At 68.9% G+C, this 17,358-nt stretch carries 16 protein-coding genes and 1 pseudogene; 14 read left to right on the forward strand and 3 right to left on the reverse strand.

Annotated elements, in window-relative coordinates:
• Positions 1-75 precede the first annotated feature (75 nt).
• Positions 76-3,153: a S8 family serine peptidase gene (locus M6D93_RS08320; protein ID WP_249773892.1), complete on the forward strand. Its 3,078-nt coding sequence runs from the start codon at positions 76-78 to the stop codon at positions 3,151-3,153.
• Positions 3,154-3,258: 105 nt separating this feature from the next.
• Here the strand turns inward: M6D93_RS08320 and M6D93_RS08325 are convergent, their stop codons facing one another.
• Both M6D93_RS08325 and M6D93_RS08330 read right to left on the reverse strand, forming a co-directional pair.
• Positions 3,259-4,680 (reverse strand): glycoside hydrolase family 1 protein, encoded by a 1,422-nt coding sequence (locus tag M6D93_RS08325; RefSeq protein ID WP_249773893.1) that lies wholly within the window; start codon positions 4,678-4,680, stop codon positions 3,259-3,261.
• 164 nt (positions 4,681-4,844) lie between these two features.
• Positions 4,845-5,876, reverse strand: a complete 1,032-nt coding sequence (locus tag M6D93_RS08330) for a LacI family DNA-binding transcriptional regulator (protein WP_249773894.1) — start codon at positions 5,874-5,876, stop codon at positions 4,845-4,847.
• 225 nt (positions 5,877-6,101) lie between these two features.
• On the opposite strand from M6D93_RS08330, the gene rpsP reads away from it, so the two are divergent.
• The 13 genes and pseudogenes from rpsP to M6D93_RS08395 all read left to right on the forward strand — a co-directional run bounded on the left by rpsP (position 6,102) and on the right by M6D93_RS08395 (position 16,642).
• The gene (gene rpsP / locus M6D93_RS08335) at positions 6,102-6,599 is read left to right on the forward strand and encodes a 30S ribosomal protein S16 (RefSeq protein ID WP_249773895.1); all 498 of its coding nucleotides are present in this window, start codon (positions 6,102-6,104) and stop codon (positions 6,597-6,599) included.
• Positions 6,600-6,839: an RNA-binding protein gene (locus M6D93_RS08340; RefSeq protein WP_249773896.1), complete on the forward strand. Its 240-nt coding sequence runs from the start codon at positions 6,600-6,602 to the stop codon at positions 6,837-6,839.
• Between the two features lie 115 nt (positions 6,840-6,954).
• Positions 6,955-7,410, forward strand: coding sequence for a ribosome maturation factor RimM (gene rimM / locus M6D93_RS08345; RefSeq protein WP_347343580.1), 456 nt, complete (start codon positions 6,955-6,957; stop codon positions 7,408-7,410).
• Positions 7,411-7,445: 35 nt separating this feature from the next.
• On the forward strand, positions 7,446-8,159 hold the full coding sequence (gene trmD / locus M6D93_RS08350; RefSeq protein WP_347343581.1) for a tRNA (guanosine(37)-N1)-methyltransferase TrmD: 714 nt from the start codon (positions 7,446-7,448) through the stop codon (positions 8,157-8,159).
• Between the two features lie 201 nt (positions 8,160-8,360).
• Positions 8,361-8,720, forward strand: a complete 360-nt coding sequence (rplS, locus tag M6D93_RS08355) for a 50S ribosomal protein L19 (protein ID WP_249773899.1) — start codon at positions 8,361-8,363, stop codon at positions 8,718-8,720.
• Between the two features lie 304 nt (positions 8,721-9,024).
• Positions 9,025-9,903, forward strand: a pseudogene (lepB, locus tag M6D93_RS08360) (signal peptidase I); the annotation flags it as partial.
• A gap of 226 nt (positions 9,904-10,129) precedes the next feature.
• Positions 10,130-11,029: an NUDIX hydrolase gene (locus M6D93_RS08365; protein WP_249773901.1), complete on the forward strand. Its 900-nt coding sequence runs from the start codon at positions 10,130-10,132 to the stop codon at positions 11,027-11,029.
• Positions 11,026-11,853: a ribonuclease HII gene (gene rnhB / locus M6D93_RS08370; protein WP_249773902.1), complete on the forward strand. Its 828-nt coding sequence runs from the start codon at positions 11,026-11,028 to the stop codon at positions 11,851-11,853. The genes M6D93_RS08365 and rnhB overlap by 4 nt, the downstream gene beginning before the upstream one ends.
• A 56-nt stretch (positions 11,854-11,909) precedes the next feature.
• Positions 11,910-12,233, forward strand: coding sequence for a DUF2469 domain-containing protein (locus tag M6D93_RS08375; protein ID WP_249773903.1), 324 nt, complete (start codon positions 11,910-11,912; stop codon positions 12,231-12,233).
• A gap of 88 nt (positions 12,234-12,321) precedes the next feature.
• Positions 12,322-12,678 carry a YraN family protein gene (locus M6D93_RS08380; protein ID WP_249773904.1) on the forward strand — a complete coding sequence of 119 codons (357 nt, stop codon included), beginning with the start codon at positions 12,322-12,324 and terminating at the stop codon, positions 12,676-12,678.
• Positions 12,678-14,267, forward strand: coding sequence for a YifB family Mg chelatase-like AAA ATPase (locus M6D93_RS08385; RefSeq protein WP_249773905.1), 1,590 nt, complete (start codon positions 12,678-12,680; stop codon positions 14,265-14,267). The genes M6D93_RS08380 and M6D93_RS08385 overlap by 1 nt, the downstream gene beginning before the upstream one ends.
• The gene (dprA, locus tag M6D93_RS08390; RefSeq protein WP_249773906.1) at positions 14,260-15,546 is read left to right on the forward strand and encodes a DNA-processing protein DprA; all 1,287 of its coding nucleotides are present in this window, start codon (positions 14,260-14,262) and stop codon (positions 15,544-15,546) included. Before M6D93_RS08385 ends, dprA begins: the two co-directional genes overlap by 8 nt.
• Before the next feature lie 154 nt (positions 15,547-15,700).
• Positions 15,701-16,642: a tyrosine recombinase gene (locus tag M6D93_RS08395; protein WP_283818658.1), complete on the forward strand. Its 942-nt coding sequence runs from the start codon at positions 15,701-15,703 to the stop codon at positions 16,640-16,642.
• A gap of 50 nt (positions 16,643-16,692) precedes the next feature.
• On the opposite strand, the gene M6D93_RS19515 is transcribed toward M6D93_RS08395, so the two are convergent.
• A complete protein-coding gene (locus tag M6D93_RS19515) occupies positions 16,693-17,217 on the reverse strand; it encodes a M23 family metallopeptidase (protein ID WP_347343531.1) in 525 nt (174 codons plus the stop codon).
• Between the last annotated feature and the right edge of the window lie 141 nt (positions 17,218-17,358).

Below are 17,358 nucleotides of genomic sequence, written 5' to 3' on the forward strand. Positions count from 1 at the left end.
TCTCGATCGCTGTCCAGAATTGTGGTGAACCAGGTGAAACGCCGCTCCCTCCTCCTGCTTACGTCGGCTGTCCTCGTGGCGGGATCGGTCACCGCGGCGAGCCTTCCCGCCGGGGCTTCCCCGGCAAGCCCGTCAGCCCCGGCCGTGCCGTCGACCTCAGCCGCGCCGTCGACCTCAGCCGCGCCGTCGGCGCCGTCGGGTTCGCCGAGGCGCTCCGCACCGGCCGCTGTCCCGGTCAGCCCGCTGGTGCTTCAGCGCGCACGGACCTCCAGCGCGGTGCGCGCGGCCATCACGCAGGCCGCGAGCCGTGCGGTGCAGGCGCCCGCCGCCCTGGACCCGACCCTGTACGCGGTCACCGGAATCCGCCACGGCGCTCTGGGCAGCGTGACCAAGACCAACAATCGCGGCCAGGTACTCGTGACCGTCACCGGCAGTGGCGCGGCCGCCGCGGCGAACGCATCGGGCGCGGACGTGCTGGCGACGGTCCAGCAGGCCACGACCGTGCTGGCCAAGCCGTCCCAGCTGCTTGCCCTGGCGCGCGCGGCCGGGGTGGCCGACGTGGCACCGGCACAGAAGGCGTTCACCCAGGCTGTCTGCGACGTCCCGGTCGACCAGGGGGCGAACTCCCAGTGCACCGAGGGCATCACCGCGTCCAACGCCGATGCGTGGCACACCTCGGGCAATGAGGGTGCCGGTACCACGGTCGCGATCGTCGACGCCGGCTTCTCCGGACTGGCGAGCGAGATCGCGGCGGGCAACCTGCCCAGCGACGTAGCAACGCCGGGCAGCGTGCAGGGGGCCAACCAGAACTTCTGTGGATCCGGCACGAGCGGCCTCGGCACCACCGAGCACGGCACGGCGGTCGCCGAGGTCGTGCATCAGCTCGCTCCCAAGGCGACGCTGTTGCTGTACTGCGTGGTCGACAACGTCACCTTCGCCAAGGCCGGTGACGCGATCATCGCCAAGAAGCAGGCGGGCAAGGCCCTGATCGTCAACTCCTCTCTGGGATTCGGTGGCGACGGGCGTGCTGACGGCTCCGGTCTCACCCGCAGCGGGTACTACATCTCGACGGCGCTGACCGTGAAGAAAGCCCGCGACAACGGCATCCTCTGGGTTCAGTCGTCGGGCAACAACGCTCAGGACCACTGGTACGGCAGCATCACCGATGTCGACAAGTCCGGTCTGAACAAGGGTTATGTCGACCTGTTCACGCACACCGAGGACACCGATGCCTTCGCGCTGGCGCCAGGCGCATCGGCCTCGGTCTACCTCACGTGGGATCAGTGGCCGGTCGCTCGCCAGGGTCTCAACATCGAGATCGAGGAGTTCAACGGCTCGCAACTGGTCGGCTACGGTCAGGGCAGTTCGATTCCGGGAATCGCCGCCGCTCCGGTGCGCAACATGGAGCTCTACAACGGATCGGGCGAGACGCACACCTACACGATCTCCGTTCGGGTCGCCGGGAAGGCAGCCGGCGGCCGGTACGACCTCAGCTACTTCGGTGACATGTCGCCCTCGCTGCGCGCCGACCCTTCCTACTTCGGCGAGAGCAACGCTCACGGCAACGCGGCCCGGGCGGCTTCTGGCAGCGTGACCGAACCGGCCAGCTCGCCCTACGCCCTTGCTGTCGGGGCGTGGGATCTGAACACCGCCGACGACGGCACCGCCAACACCGATTTCTGGAAGTACGACACCCTGCAGCCGTTCTCCTCGCGGGGCCCGACGATCGACGGACGGGTGAAGCCGGACATCATCGGCTTCGACGGCGTGACGACGAACCAGAACCCCAACACCGGGCTGAATCCGTTCTACGGAACCTCGGCCGCGGCGCCGCACGTCGCGGGCGCCGCCGCGCTGGTCGCTGCGGCCAATCCCGGCTGGGATGCCGCCCAGATCCAGACTTACCTCGAACAGCACACCACCCGAACTCCGGCCGTTCCGAACAGCACGCTCGGTCACGGGCTGCTCAACCTTTCCGCGGTGGCCAACGGGCACGACACCCCGACGCCGGCGCTGTTCCATGCAATGAGCGACCCGGTGCACCTGCTCGACACCAGGACCGGTGCCGGCGGCCACGTCGGGGCGCTGACTGCGGGCCAGACGCTCTCCGTCAATCCGGCAAGCGGCGGTGTGCCCGCAAGCGCGACGTCGGTGGTGCTCACCCTGGCCGGTGTGAACGCGGCCGGTTCGACCTACCTCTCCGCCTACGGCAACACTTATTCGCCTCTGAACGGGCTCACGCTGTCGAGTACGGTCCCGCGCGGTGCCACGACGATCACCGTCCCACTCACCTCGTCCAAGACCTTCGTGCTCCGAAACAACGGCGCCAAGGTCGATGCGACGATCGACCTGCTCGGCTACTACAGCCCGCCCGGATCGCCCACGCCGGCGGCCTTCAAGGCTGAGGCCGGCTACGGCGGCCTGACCAGTCCGATGCGCATCCTCGACACCAGGACCACCGTCGGCGGCCACCACGCGAAGCTGGCCCGAAACCAGCAGCTCACGGTGCCGATCACGACCAAGGGTTATGGGGTGCCGGCCAACGCGACCGCGGTGGTGGTGAACCTGACCGCGGTCGACATGTCCGCGCAGGGCTACATCAGCGCGTTCCCCAACACCCAGGCGGGCACGACGGCGCTGGTCTTCAGGCAGAGTTCACGCGCCAATCTCGCCGTGGTCCCACTCAACGCCGCCGGTGGCTTCAAGGTGCTCAACTCGGCCCAGTCGACCACCGACCTGCTGATCTCGGTGCTGGGCTACTACACCCCGTCCTCCACCGTGGGGTACGTCGGCTTCGATCAGCCCGTCCGGATCTTCAGCACGGCCACCGGGAACGGCAAGTACGGCTACCAGGGCAAGCTCACGCCGGAGACGGCCAGCCCCAACCTGCCGGTCTACGGCGGCGGAATCTACGGCGTTCCCCACGACGTCAAGGCGTTGTCGGTCGGCCTGACCGCGACCTCGACCGGCGCCTCGGGCTTCCTCGTGGCGTACGCGGGCAGCTCCGGTCCGCCGGCCTCCAGCCTGCACTTCGTGCCTGGCCGGTCGGTGTCGAACAACGCGGTGGTCTCGCTGCGTGCCGGAGGCTCGTTCGCTCTGCACGTATCGGCTACCGCGAACTCTGCCGTCGACCTGCTCGGCTACTTCCGCTGATCGGTGACCTGAGCAAAGACAGAGCCCGGTTCTCACGAACCGGGCTCTGTCCTTCTCCGCCGAGGGCGGGCTGGGCGGTCAGCGGCCCTCGGAGACCCGCCTGATTCAGACGGTGACGGCGTTGTCGGCGATGACGGAGGAGAACCAGCGGGCCGAATCCTTCGGAGTGCGGACCAGGGTGTCGTAATCGACGTGCACCATGCCGAAACGCTTGGAGTAGCCCCAGGCCCACTCGAAGTTGTCCATGAGCGACCAGAGGTAATACCCGCGTACGTCGGCGCCGCCCTCGATCGCGGCGTGCACCGCGGCCAGGTGCTTGGCGACGTAGTCGATTCGCTCCGGGTCGTGCACCGCGCCGTCGGCCGAGAGCACGTCGGCGTAGGCGCAGCCATTCTCGGTGATGGCCAACGGCACCCCCGGATAGTCCTTGTGCACCCGCAGCAGCAGTTCGGTGAACGCCTGTGGGCGGATGGGCCAGCCCATGTCGGTGTACGGACCGGGCTGCGGGATCGAGAAGGCCAGGTCCGTACCCGGATAGCTGGAGGGTCCCGCATCGGCCTGGGACGGATCGTTGACCCACCGGCCGGTGACCTGCGCCCGGATCTCCTCGGTTGCCTTGGCCACGCTGCTCGGGGTGTAGAAGTTGATGCCGAGCAGGTCCAGCGGCTGGTGGATCGCCGCCGCGTCACCGTCGGCGATGAAGGACCAATCGGTGATGTGCGCGGTGTCGGTGAGCAGCTCGGCCGGATACTGCCCCTGCAGGATCGGGTCGAGGAAGATGCGGTTGGAGATGGCGTCGACGTGCCGGGCGGCCCACTCGTCCTCGGCGGAGTCGGTGGCCGGGTAGACCTGGGCGAGGTTGAGCGTGATCGACATCTGGGTCCGGGCCGGCACCACCGAGCGCAATGCCTGCACCGCGAGCCCGTGTCCGAGGTTGAGATGGTGAGCAGCGGTCAGGGCCAGGGCGTTGTCCGTCAAGCCCGGAGCGTGGACTCCCGAGGCGTAGCCGAGGAACGCCGAGCACCAGGGCTCGTTGAGGGTGGTGAAGGTCGGGACCCGGTCGCCGAGGCTTCGTCCGAGCACTTCGGCGTACTCGGCGAACCGCTCGGCGGTTTCGCGGCTGGTCCAGCCACCGGCATCCTGCAGGGGCTGCGGGAGGTCCCAGTGGTAGAGGGTCACCAGCGGACTGATGTTTCGCTCGAGCAGGCCGTCGACGAGGCGGGAGTAGAAATCAAGACCGGCCTGGTTGACCGCCCCGGAACCCGCCGGGATGACGCGTGGCCAGGACACCGAGAACCGGTAGGAGGGAAGTCCGAGCTCGGACATCAGATCGAGGTCCTCGGCCAGGCGGTGGTAGTGGTCGCAAGCGACATCGCCGGTGTCGCCGTCACGAACGCGCCCAGGTTCAGCGCAGAAGGTGTCCCAGATGCTCGGGGCGCGGCCGTCCTCCTTCGTGGCGCCCTCGATCTGGAAGGCGGCGGTCGCCGAACCCCAGACGAACTGGTCGGGAAACTGCAGGCGGGTCATGGATGGGACTCCTGAGGTGGATTCGGGTTCGCCAGATGGCGCCACGGGTCGCGCAACGAACCGCTGATCGCCGTCATGGAGCGCGGACGAAGGGGTGGGAGCGCTCTCATGTATCGATCAAGAATGGGCTCCGACCCATCAGGTGTCAAGTCCTGGGACCGGTCTCAGCCGGACGAACGGGCGACGAGCTCGACGTCGAGCACGGTCGCTGCCTCAACCGCTACGCCGGCGATGCGCTTGAGCAACAGCTCTGACATGGTGCTGCCCAACCGACCGACGGGCTGGCGCACGGTGGTCAGCGGCGGATGCGCCAGCGCGGCATCGGCGATGTCGTCGAAGCCGATCACAGCGACATCCGAGCCCACCCGCCGACCGGAGTATTCGATGGCCCGCATGGCGCCCAGCGCCATCAGGTCGGAGGCGGCGAAGACGGCGTCGACGTCGGGATGCCGTTCCAGGAGGGTCGTCATGGCTTCATAGCCGCCGGCTGCGGTGAAGCCGCCCGGGGCGCGTAGGTCCTCGCCCCAGGATCGGCCGGCCTCGGCCATCGCCTGCTCGAAGCCGGCGAGCCTGTCCTGTCCGACCGACATGTCCAGCGGACCATGGATGGTCGCGAGCCGGCGGTGCCCGGAGTCGAGCAGCCGCCGCGTCGCCAGCTGCGCACCGGCGCGGTTGTCACTGTCGACGTAGTACAGCTCGTCGGCGGCCACCTGCGGCCGGCCGGCGAGCAGAGTCGGGACACCCCGTGCCTCGAGTTCGACCGGCAGGCTGGTGTCCCCGTGCAGGGACAGCAGCAACACCCCGTCCACGTGACCGCCCGAGGCGTACTGCACGAACCGTGCGAAGTCGTGCTCGGTGGTGGCGACGGTGAAGACCAGCTGCAACCCGGCCTCGGCCACCACCGTCTGCGCGCCACGCAACAGGCCCATGAAGAACGGGTCGGAGAACAGCCGGTCCTGGGTCTCGGCCACCAGAAACGCGATCGAATCACTGCGGCCGGTGACCAGTGACCGCGCGGCGAGGTTGGGTACGTAGTTGATGGACTCGGCTGCCTCGCGCACGGCTGTCCGCGCCCGTTCGCTGACGTTCGTCGCCCCACGCAGTACCCGGCTCGCGGTTGCCCGCGAGACGCCGGCGCGAGCCGCCACCTCCTCCAGAGTGGGGATGGCCCGGCCGCCGCTGCCGCTGCTCGTCACCGGTGAAGTCTGTCACGTGGCTGACTGGATGAGCGGCAGGTGAGCGCCCATGGCCGACCGCTGGTCGGAAGGTGGCAAAGAATCTGGCAGAATGGCCGGTTGAGTACCGGCCGGTCCGCGGACCCTCTCACCTCTGTCCGGCCCGTCCACCAGGATCATCGCCTGGGTGTTCCCCACCCACAGGTGCTCTGATCCGTCCCAGCACACCAACGGAGCCGAACAACAGTGGCAGTCAAGATCAAGCTCACCCGCATCGGAAAGATGCGCGAGCCGCACTACCGCGTGGTCGTGGCCGATGCCCGCACCAAGCGGGATGGCCGTTCGATCGAGACTATCGGTGAATACCACCCCAAGAATGACCCGTCGGTGATCAAGGTCGACGCCGACCGTGCCGCGTACTGGCTCGGTGTAGGTGCCCAGCCGACCGAGGCCGTTCAGGCGATCCTCAAGGTCACCGGTGACTGGCAGAAGTTCAAGGGCCTGCCCGCCCCGGCACCCATGAAGTTCGCCGAGCCCAAGCCGGACAAGCGCGCCTTGTTCGACGCCGCGCTCAAGGAGACCGAGGGCGAGCCGGCCACCGAGGCCACCACCCCGCGGAAGAAGGCCGCCCCCAAGAAGGCGGCCGAGGCCGAGGCTCCGGCGAGTGACGCCCCCGCCGAGGCGCCGGCTGAGCCTGCGACCGCAGACGCCGCCGAGAGCGGCGCTGACAACGGAGCCGAGTAAGTGCTCGAGGAAGCCCTCGAACATCTGGTCCGCGGCATCGTCGACCACCCGGACGACGTCACCGTCGACCTGGTCGACAATCGTCGCGGACGTCGGCTCGAGGTCCGGGTGCACCCCGACGACCTCGGACGTGTGATCGGCCGCAGCGGGCGCACCGCAAAGGCCCTTCGCCAGGTCGTCAACGGTGTCGGCGGCAAGGGCATCCGAGTGGATGTCGTTGACACCGACGAACGCCGTTGACCCTGTCGTGACGAACGACGCGCCTCCGGCCGGCCGCGCCGATGCCCCCACCCCTGGTGGTGTGGACATCGTCGCGGTCGGCCGGATCGGTAAGGCCCACGGGATCCGCGGCGACATGTTCGTCGAGCCCTGGACCGACGCCGTCGACGAGCGCTTCGCCGACGGCGTCGTGCTCGTCACCGACCCCGCTGACAGAGGCCCCCTGACGATCGAGTCGTCCCGGATGCACTCGGGCAAACTCGTCGTCCATTTCCGTGGGGTGGACAGCCGCAGTGCGGCCGAGGACCTGCGCGGGACGAGCCTCGTCATTCGTACCGCAGACCGGCCGCCGATCGAGGACGAGGACGAGTTCTACGACACCGAGCTGATCGGCCTGCGCGCGGAACTCCCCGACGGCCAGGTCCTCGGGCCGGTCACCGATGTCTTGCATTCCACGGCCGACAGCCTGCTGGTCATCGCCTACGAGCACCGGGAGGTCCTGGTGCCGTTTCGCAAGCAGTTCGTCCCCGTCGTAGACCTCGCCGCGACCCGGGTCGTGGTGGACCCCCCGGCGGGATTGTTCGAGCTGTGACCGGCGCGTTCGCCTCGGATCCGCAGACCCCGGATCTGTCGGTCGACGTCGTCACGATCTTTCCCGAGTACTTGGCGCCATTGCGGGAATCCCTGCTCGGCAGGGCCATCGCGCGCGGCCAGGTCCGGGTCGACGTCCACGATCTGCGCACCTGGACGACCGACGTGCATCGCACGGTCGATGACACCCCGTACGGCGGGGGACCGGGGATGGTCATGCTTGCCGAGCCCTGGGGGCAGGCGCTGGACTCGATTGCGCCACCCGAGCGGCCCGACCAACCTCGCCTGATCGTGCCGACGCCCACCGGCCGCCCGTTCACGCAGGCCGTCGCCGCCGAACTCGCCGCGACGCCCTGGCTGCTCTTCGCGTGCGGGCGCTATGAGGGCATCGACTCACGAGTCACCGAATACGCCGCTCGACGAATGGTCGTGGACGAGATCAGCCTGGGCGACTACGTGCTCTGCGGCGGTGAGGTGGCCGTACTCGTCGTCATGGAGGCCGTCGCTCGTCTCATCCCGGGAGTGCTGGGCAATGCGGCCTCGGCGGCCGAAGACTCCTTCACCGCAGCGGTCGACGGTCTGCTGGAGGGTCCGGTGTACACCAAGCCCGCTTCGTGGCGCGGACTCGCCGTGCCCGACGTGCTGCTGTCCGGTCACCACGGCCGCATCGCGGAGTGGCGACGGGAGCAATCGGTGCGGCGCACCCGCAGCCGACGACCGGACCTGCTGGACCCAGACGGTCCAGCGTGAGGCAGGACTGCTCGGTTTCTCGTTTCGCCTCCTCATATGGCACCATCAAGGGGTTGTCCAGTGGCGGCCGGTGATCGCATGCGGTCGTCGATGCCCACAACGAGGCGTCCGATGGTTCGGCCGCTGGAGAACAATCGAGACCGATGACGACGATTTGGCGTGCCCCGTGTGCGCCGGTCAGACGAAGGAAGCAGAGCCGAGATGAGCAGCACGCTGCAGACGCTGGACGCCGAGTCGCTTCGTAGCGACATCCCCGAGTTCCGTGCGGGAGACACGCTGAAGGTGCACGTGCGGGTCATCGAGGGCTCGCGCTCACGTGTCCAGGTCTTCCAGGGCGTCGTGATCCGTCGCTCGGGCGGCGGCCTGCAGGAGACGTTCACGGTCCGCAAGATCAGCTTCGGTGTCGGTGTCGAGCGCACCTTCCCCGTTCACACGCCGGTGATCGACAAGATCGAGGTCGTGACCCGGGGCGACGTCCGACGCGCCAAGCTGTACTACCTCCGCGACCTTCGTGGCAAGGCTGCCAAGATCAAGGAGAAGCGCGAGACCGTCTCGCGATAAGTCGCGCTGCGGCGACGGCTCGACGAACCTCCGAGGTACTCCGAACCCGATGCCCAGGAACTCAAGTGGACGGTCCGGGTTCTGGGGGTCCGAGGAGCGATCCGGCCTTGATGCCGACCGCTCCGATCCCAAGGCTGAGCGCCCCGAGTTGAGCGCCGCCCGTCCCGAGGCGAGCTCCGACCGTCTTGGGGCTCCTGCGGTCTCTGATGGCGCCGCAGTCTCTGAGGAGCCCGCAGTCTCTGGCGCCGCTGCGGTCGCTGAGGAGCCCGCAGTCTCTGGGGCCCCTGCGGTCTCTGAGGCGCCCGTGTCCGCCCCTCCCGTCGCGACCGAGCCGGCCGAATCGGCCGGTGCAGAGCCCGTCGAACCCGCCGTTGCAGAGTCCGCCCCCGCGCCGGCCGAGAGCGCCGCGGCTGAGCAGGAAGTGGCCGCGACCGCAGCAGCGGCGGACCCCGATCGTCCCAAGCGACGGAGCCTGCTCGCCCGCTTCGAATTGCCCATCCTGATCGTCGTCGCAGTGGCCATCGCCATCGTGCTCAAGACCTTCGTGATGCAGCCCTTCTACATCCCGTCAGAGTCGATGGAGAAGACGTTGCACGGGTGCAGTGGTTGCTCGGGTGACCGGATCCTGGTGTTCAAGCCCGTGTATCAGGTCCGCGACCCACACCCCGGCGACATCGTGGTGTTCCGGGCGCCGGTGGACTGGAACGAGGCCGGCGGAGTGACCCTGTCTGGCAACCCCGTCGTCCATGCCGTGCAATGGTTCGGGCAGCTCGTCGGTGTGGTGCCGCCCAGCGAGAAGGACCTGGTCAAGCGGGTCATCGCAATCGGTGGCCAGACCGTCAAGTGCTGCGACAGCAAGGGCAACGTTCAGGTTTCCGACCACGGCGCCGCAGGTCCCTGGCGCAGCCTCAACGAGCCCTACATCTACCTGACCAACCCGGTGTCCACGACCGATGGCGGAGCGACCGCCGACAATCGCACTTTCGGGCCTGTGACAGTCCCGAGTGGCCGGCTGTGGGTGATGGGCGACCACCGAGACGACTCTGCGGATTCCCGCTATCACTGCGGCGACGCGGGGACCGCACATTGCGATCCGAACCAGAGCACGGTCGCGGTGAGTGACGTGATCGGCAAGGCCGTCGTCATCGCCTGGCCACCATCGCGCTGGCGCACCCTCGGCACCCCGGCGACCTTCACCAGCGCGCTGTCGGCCCCCTTGCTGGCGCCGGGCCCGACGGCTCCGGTGCCGGTTGCGGCCGCCGCCCTGGTGGGTGTCGGCATGGTCGTCCGGCGCCGTGGCGCGCGATCGACGTCCCGTCGACGCCGCGGAGTTCGGCGTTCAGCGCTGATGAGTCGTCGGCTTCGCCGACGTCTCTGATTGCGGTATCCCGCGAGCATGACTGATCACCGTGGCTGAATATCGGGTGGCCGGTCGGGTGGTCCTGCTGGATGCCGCCGACCGGGTGCTTCTGGTCCACGAACGAACCGACCTGAACGCCGTGACATCGCACTGGCTGACCCCGGGCGGCGGACTGCACGCGGGTGAGACGCCGGCAGCGGCCGCGGTCAGGGAACTCGCGGAGGAGCTGGGTCTGAAGGTCGACCTGCCGGATGAGAAAGCCGCTGATTTCGTCGACCGCTATCAGTACCACCTCGCCGGACGAGATATCGATCAGACCAACCACTTCTACGTCGTGCGGACCGCTGAACCGTTGAAGGGGGGCGTCGTGCACCGCACCGAGCTGGAAGAGGAGCTGATCCTCGGCGAGCGGTGGTGGAGCGTTGACGAACTCGCCGCCACGAACGAGGTGTTGCGGCCCGACACCCTGCCCGACCGGGTGGCCGAGGCGGTTGGGCTCAGGCCTGCGCCGACCGTGCGTCAGGCCGGTCGCGTGCTCGTGCTCGACCGCACTGGCCACGTTCTCCTGCTGCGACACCGTTGCGGGCCTGGCCTCATCGATACCGTATGGGCGGCCCCCGGCGGCGGCTGTGAACCGGGTGAGTCGGCCCTGGCCGCGGCGATGCGTGAACTGTCGGAGGAATGTGGATTTCGACTGGCCGTCGCAGACCCCGAACCGGTCGCGGTCGAACGCCGGATGTGGGCAACGGGCGGCATTGCCTACGATCAGACCGACAACTTCTACCTGGCGCGGGTGGCTGAGCGGCCCGAGGTCGATCCGTCCGCCCGAACCACGCTGGAGGCGCAGACCGTGCTCGAGCACCGATGGCTTTCGGTCGAGGACCTGGACACCGGCCGCGACCGCTTCGAGCCGGCGAACCTCCCGGCGATCATGCGGGGCCTGCAATGACGCCGCCCCCGCCCACGCTCCGTCTCGAACGCGAGGCCTGGCGTTGCGGAGCGGGACTGCTTGCCGCGATCGACGAGGTCGGGCGCGGAGCCCTGGCTGGTCCCGTCTCGGTCGGTGTCGTCCTGCTCAGTGCCGAGACCAAGCCCGCGCCCTATGGCGTCGCCGATTCGAAGTTGCTGACCCCGGCGGCTCGACAGGCCCTCGTTCCCCGGATCCGCCGCTGGGCGCTGGATTGCGCGGTCGGGCACGCCAGTGCGGCCGAGATCGACCAGATCGGGATAATCGCAGCGCTGCGGCTGGCGGCCGAACGGGCGGTCAGCCAACTGGCTCATCGACCGGACTGGGTGCTGCTGGACGGTAACCACGACTACCTCAGCGCCCGTGACGAACTGGCACTGTTCGACCCGAGGCCGGACATCGGCGAACCCGGCCGCTGGCGGTGCCGCGTCCCCGTACGGACCCTGATCAAGGGCGACATGAAGTGTTCGTCCATCGCGGCCGCCTCGGTGCTGGCCAAGACCGAACGCGACGGCATGCTCGTCACGCTGGCCGAGCAGTACCCGCATTACGGATTCGACGAGAACAAGGCCTACGCCTCGCCGCGTCATCTTGCCGCGCTGTCCGAGCACGGACCGAGCGAGATCCACCGGCGTTCGTGGAATCTGCCGGGAGCCCTACGCGCCGCCACGGCGGTGAGCGACAATGACCAGATGCTGATGGACGAGATCGCCGACGCGGTCGGACTTGACGGCGACCCGCTCAGCGAGCGCGAGCTGGCTGAGCTTGCCCGGCGGGTGGGGCCGGATCAAGCCGTGGGCGCCTGAGCGCCGCCCTTCCGCCCTTCGCCTGCCGACCTCGACCAGAAACCCGGAGCACGACCATGAGCGCTGAGGATCTCGAGAAGTACGAGACCGAGATGGAGCTGCAGCTTTACCGCGAATACAAGGACATCGTCGGCCAATTCAGTTACGTCGTGGAGACCGAACGCCGCTTCTACCTCACCAACGACGTGCAATTGGTGCCCCGCAACGCCGACGGCGAGGTCTACTTCGAGGTCACCATGGCCGACGCCTGGGTGTGGGACATGTACCGGCCGGCGAGGTTCGTCAAGAACGTTCGCGTGGTCACGTTCAAGGATGTGAACATCGAGGAGCTCGACAAGCCTGATCTCGATCTGTCGGGCAAGGAAGGTTTCGGCGTCTGACCCAGGCCCTCGTCCACAGGCCTGTTCGTTGTCCACAGCAGCCCTGTCCCGGGCTCGGCCGCCGCTGTCGCGAGACACGCTGTGAGGCATGAAGCTCAAAGACGCCCTGGGCCGCTACGGCGAGCGGGTCGCGGCCCGCTGCCTGACCGACGCCGGACTGGAAATCCTCGAACGAAACTGGCGCTGCCCACGCGGTGAGATCGACATCGTGGCCCGAGAAGGCGACACGCTTGTGATCTGCGAGGTCAAGACGCGCTCCTCGGTGCTCTACGGGGACCCGTCCGAGGCGGTGGGGCGGGTCAAATCGGCTCGGTTACGCTCGCTCGGCCTGCAGTGGCTGGCCGATCATCCCGGCCACTGGGAATCGGTCCGGTTCGATGTGGTCACCGTCCTCAAGAGCGGTCCTGGGCCGGCCCGCATCCGGCATCTGCGGGGGGCGTTCTGATGCCGCTGGCAAGCACACGATCCGTCGCGCTGACGGGGGTCCGCGGCGTCGTCATCGAGATCGAGGTCGACATCGCCGCCGGCCTCCCCGGCCTGAGTTTCACCGGACTGCCCGACGTGGCGGTGTCGGAGTCACGTGACCGGGTGCGCTCAGCGGTGGTGAACTCCGGTTTCGGCTGGCCGGCGCAGCGGATCACGGTCGCCCTACTGCCCGCCGACGTTCGCAAGAGCGGGTCCGGTCTGGACCTCGCCCTCGCGCTTGCTGTTCTCGCGGCGGCGGGTGAGGTACCACGGGCCGCCGTCGCTCAGACGGCGTGGTTCGGCGAGTTGGGCCTGGACGGTCGGCTGCGTCCGGTCCGCGGTGTCCTTCCCGCCGTCCTTGCCGCCCGCGCCGCCGGAGTAACCCGGGTCGTGGTGCCGGTGAGCAACGCCGCCGAGGCCGGTGTGGTGGGTGGTGTTGCGGTCGCCGGCGCCGCGTCGCTGCGCGAGATTGCGCTCGCGCTGCGCGGCGAAGGGCCGGCACTTTCCGCGCCGTCGTCCCGAGCGGTGCCGTCTCAGGCTCCGCTGCCGGATCTGGTTGATGTGGTGGGCCAGCCTGAGGCCCGTCGAGCACTGGAGATCGCGGCGGCCGGCGCCCATCACCTGCTCATGGAGGGGGCGCCGGGTGCCGGTAAGACCATGCTGGCCTCGCGGTTGCCTGGAATCCTGCCCCCGCTCACCGAGCAGGAGGCGCTCGAGGTCACGGCGATCCATTCGGTCGCGGGCGCGCTACCTGCGGATGTGGGCTTGCTCCGTCACCCTCCGCTGCAGGCGCCGCATCACACCGCCTCGATGGCGGCGCTGGTCGGCGGCGGGTCAGGCGTGGCCCGACCGGGAGCGGCGACGTTGGCGCATCGGGGTGTGCTCGTTCTCGACGAGGCCGCCGAATTCGCCCCCAGTGTGCTCGATTCGCTTCGCCAGCCCTTGGAATCGGGGCGCATCGTGTTGCATCGCAGCCTGGGCCAGGTGGAGTACCCAGCCCGCTTCCAACTCGTGCTCGCCACCAACCCCTGTCCGTGCGGCGCCGTGCGCGCGGTGGACTGCCGTTGTCGCCCGGACACTCGACGCCGCTACGCCCAACGTTTGTCCGGCCCGCTCACCGACCGCATCGACTTGCGTATCGCGATGAATCCCGTTTCCCCGGCCAGCCTGCTGGACGAGTTCGAGCAACGCGAGAGCAGTGAGTGTGTAGGTCGTCGGGTGCGGGGCGCTCGCGCTGCGTCCTCGGCCCGGTGGGCGCCCCTGGGGTGGTCTACCAATGCGGAGGTGCCCGGTTCGCTGCTGCGAGAGCGGCCGTGGCGGCCTGCTCGCCGGGCGTTGGCGAGCCTCGACTTCGCACTGGAGTGTGGCCGGCTCAGCGCGCGAGGCTTCGACCGAGTCCTGAAGCTGTCCTGGACGCTGGCTGATCTGGCCGGCGCAGCCACCCCGACTGTTGATCACGTAGACGAGGCTGTTCGCCTTCGGACCGGATTGCCCGGCGCCGGCGTGGACGGGCGTTTCGATCGGTCCGCCGGCGCGGCGGCTATCGGTGGGGGCGAGTTGGATGGATGAAACCTTGTTGGTAGCCGCCGCCTATCTGAGTCGCGTTGCCGAGCCCGCGAACTTGGCCGTCTACGAATTCGTGACCGAGTACGGCTTGGCCGAGGCGGCCCGACTGATTCGCCGTGGGGACGTCCCCGAGCCGGTCGCTCGCGCCACCGACGCGCGGCGCGCACACGCCGACCCGGAAGTGGACCTGGCCGCCGCGGCGCGCAACGAGATTCGGCTTATCACGGCCGACGATCCCGCCTGGCCGCATTTCGCCTTCTCGGCCTTGCACGGTGCCACCAACCGTTACCGCCGACGGCGTGCGGCGAGTTCGACCGCAACCGAGGAACAGCGTTTTGCCTGCGTGCCGCCGCTGGCTCTATGGCTCAAGGGTGCTGGCGACTTGCAGACGGCGGGGCTCCATTCCGCCGCAATCGTGGGTTCGAGGGCGTCGACGGCCTACGGCAATCAGGTGGCCGCCGAGTTGGCCTACGCCCTCGGGCGGCGGGACATCACGGTCGTGTCCGGCGGCGCGTTCGGAATCGATGCGGCTGCGCATCGCGGCGTACTGGCCGCCGAGGGTCCGTCGGTGCTCGTTTCGGCGGCGGGACTGGATCGTCCTTACCCCTCGGGAAATGCGGCACTCTACGACCGGACCGCCGAGCTCGGGGTCTTGGTGAGTGAACGCCCTCCCGGTAGCGCGCCGTTCCGGCAGCGCTTCCTCAGCCGCAACCGCCTCATCGCCGCCCTGGGCACGGTGACGGTCGTGGTCGAGGCGGCTCGCAGGTCCGGCGCGCTCAATACGGCGCGGCATGCCCGTACCCTCGGCCGCCGGGTGCTGGCCGTGCCTGGTCCGATCACCTCGACGATGTCGACGGGCTGCCATGAGTTGCTCGCGCGGGAGGAACATCCTGCCGGCGTCGTCATCTCGGTGGACGATGTCGTCAGAAGCTGCGGGTCCATGAATGCGTCCCAGCCCGAGCGGCCGGATTCATCGGCGTTGACCGGCGAGAGTGGCCGTTTTGGCGCGACGGGTGCAATCGGTGTGCGCCGTGGCGAAGCGGGCGGGGCAGCACTCGGTCAGTCGGATCGTCGGGGCGCTCTCGGGGAGGTCGAGATCGACCTGCTGGAGGGGTTCCCGCCCACTGACGTGGTGACCGAGGCCGAGCTGTCCTACCTCAGTGGCGTGCCCATGATGTTCGTTGCCGCCGGTCTCAGGGCTCTGACCGATTGTGGGTTGGTGCTCCAGACCTCGACCGGGTTTCGCCTTGTCCCACAGGCCGATCGAGGATCGGATGGATGAGCGGGTGTCTCGTGGGAGGCCGGCCTCGACTGCCTCGCGGGTCCAAGGGCGCCCAATGCGTTCTGTCGATCGAGCCGCTGGTGGCCCATGCGGTATCGGCTGCGGGCAGGCGTGGCGAGTTGATTTGTCGGCGGCCCTGCCGCAGGGTCAGGCCATGGCGCCCACTTCTCGTCCCGATCTGGGGTTCATGCGCGCCGAACTTCCCGATGCCCTTGGCCAGGCGTTGGACGGGTTCGAGCGGCATCTCAGGCTCGAACGCAACCGGTCCGAGCACACCGTCTCGGCCTACCTGGGCGACCTGACCCTGTTGCTGTCCGCGCTGGCGGACAGCGGTCACCGCGACCCACGCGACCTGAGCCTCGCGGCGTTGCGCTCATGGCTGGCCGGCATGCACTCGGCCGGCGCGGCGCGCAGCACGATCGCCCGACGCGCGGCAGCAGCCCGGACGTTTTCGGCCTGGGCCTACGGACGTGGACTGCTGGCCTCCGACGTCGCCGAGTTGCTCGCGAGCCCGCGGCCACATAGAACGATCCCGGCGGTCCTGAGTTCCGCCGAGGCGGCCATCGCCATCGAGCGAGCCGACGGCGCGGAGCCGCTACAGCTGCGGGACAGGCTGATTCTCGAACTGCTCTACGGAACCGGCATCCGGGTGGCCGAGCTGGTCGGACTGGACCTCGCGGACATCGATCGGCATCGCCGCGTCGTGACCGTGGTGGGCAAGGGTGACAAACAGCGCACGGTGCCGTTCGGGTTGCCCGCCGACGACGGCCTGCAAGCGTGGCTCGATCATGGCCGACCGCTATGGGCGAACGAGGACTCACACTCGGCCCTGCTGCTCGGACCTCGCGGCCGTCGCCTGGACCAGCGGGCTGCTCGCGAGGTCGTTCGCCGACGGACCGCGACCGCCACCTCCGAAGGCGTATCGCCTCACGGGCTGCGGCACTCGGCGGCAACCCATTTGCTCGACGGAGGTGCCGACCTGCGGGCCGTGCAGGAACTGCTCGGTCATGCCAGTCTGGCCACCACCCAGATCTACACGCATGTGTCCGTCGAACGTCTGCGCACCGGGTTCGACCGGGCTCACCCGCGCGCCTGACCGCCCGCGCGCTCGACCGCCCGAGCTGACCGCGCGATAGCGCTGAGCGGTCATCGGACTGGAGGGCCTTGCCAGGGCAGCAGTCGAATAGGTCCAAGCGGCGCCAGCAAGCTCAGGGGATCCAGGTAGATCCCGCCTGCGCGTGCGCCCCAATGTAAGCACCAGTCGCGTCCACAGGGCGGATGCCGTCCGTGCACGGTGCCGATCGGGTCCCCGGCCGCGACCGCCTTGCCCGCGGCTACTGTCGGTGTCAGCGGCTCGTACTCAGTACTCAGGCCGTCAGCATGCGCGATGACCACCACGCCCCGTCCCGCAACCGATCCCGCGAAACGGACCGTTCCTGCCCCGGCCGCACGCACCGTCTCCCCGCTCCCCGCGTACAGATCAACGCCCCGGTGCCCGGGTCCGTAGCGGGTGATCGGCGCGGCGAAGGGATTGCGCACCGCTACCCGGGCGAGTGGGGCCCGATATCCGAGCCGGGGCGAGTCGCGTCGGGCCGCCGCGACGCCGTGTGAGCTGGTCAGCGGCCACGCTGCGGCTCTGGCCGGTTGCCCGCAGATCACCGCAACGGCCATGACCGCTCCAACCAAGACCGCTCCGACGATGACCGATGCGACCGTCGAGACAGCGCCCGAAACGCGGAAAAGACCGAGGCCTGACCTTCGTCTCCGGCCCCACGCGTGGATCCGCGCTCGGAGCCGCCGGAAGGGCGCCGG

Origin of the sequence: Jatrophihabitans telluris, from assembly GCF_023516435.1 — a bacterium.
Lineage (GTDB): Bacteria > Actinomycetota > Actinomycetes > Mycobacteriales > Jatrophihabitantaceae > Jatrophihabitans_A > Jatrophihabitans_A telluris.

Excerpts from the sequence above, each read along its gene's own strand:
- M6D93_RS08325 (WP_249773893.1), bottom strand. The coding sequence starts at position 4,680 with ATGACCCGCCTGCAGTTTCCCGACCAGTTCGTCTGGGGTTCGGCGACC.
- rimM (WP_347343580.1), top strand. The coding sequence starts at position 6,955 with ATGTTCGTCGAGCCCTGGACCGACGCCGTCGACGAGCGCTTCGCCGAC.
- rplS (WP_249773899.1), top strand. The coding sequence starts at position 8,361 with ATGAGCAGCACGCTGCAGACGCTGGACGCCGAGTCGCTTCGTAGCGAC.
- rnhB (WP_249773902.1), top strand. The coding sequence starts at position 11,026 with ATGACGCCGCCCCCGCCCACGCTCCGTCTCGAACGCGAGGCCTGGCGT.
- M6D93_RS08375 (WP_249773903.1), top strand. The coding sequence starts at position 11,910 with ATGAGCGCTGAGGATCTCGAGAAGTACGAGACCGAGATGGAGCTGCAG.
- M6D93_RS08380 (WP_249773904.1), top strand. The coding sequence starts at position 12,322 with ATGAAGCTCAAAGACGCCCTGGGCCGCTACGGCGAGCGGGTCGCGGCC.
- M6D93_RS08385 (WP_249773905.1), top strand. The coding sequence starts at position 12,678 with ATGCCGCTGGCAAGCACACGATCCGTCGCGCTGACGGGGGTCCGCGGC.
- dprA (WP_249773906.1), top strand. The coding sequence starts at position 14,260 with ATGGATGAAACCTTGTTGGTAGCCGCCGCCTATCTGAGTCGCGTTGCC.
- M6D93_RS08395 (WP_283818658.1), top strand. The coding sequence starts at position 15,701 with ATGGCGCCCACTTCTCGTCCCGATCTGGGGTTCATGCGCGCCGAACTT.
- M6D93_RS19515 (WP_347343531.1), bottom strand. The coding sequence starts at position 17,217 with ATGGCCGTTGCGGTGATCTGCGGGCAACCGGCCAGAGCCGCAGCGTGG.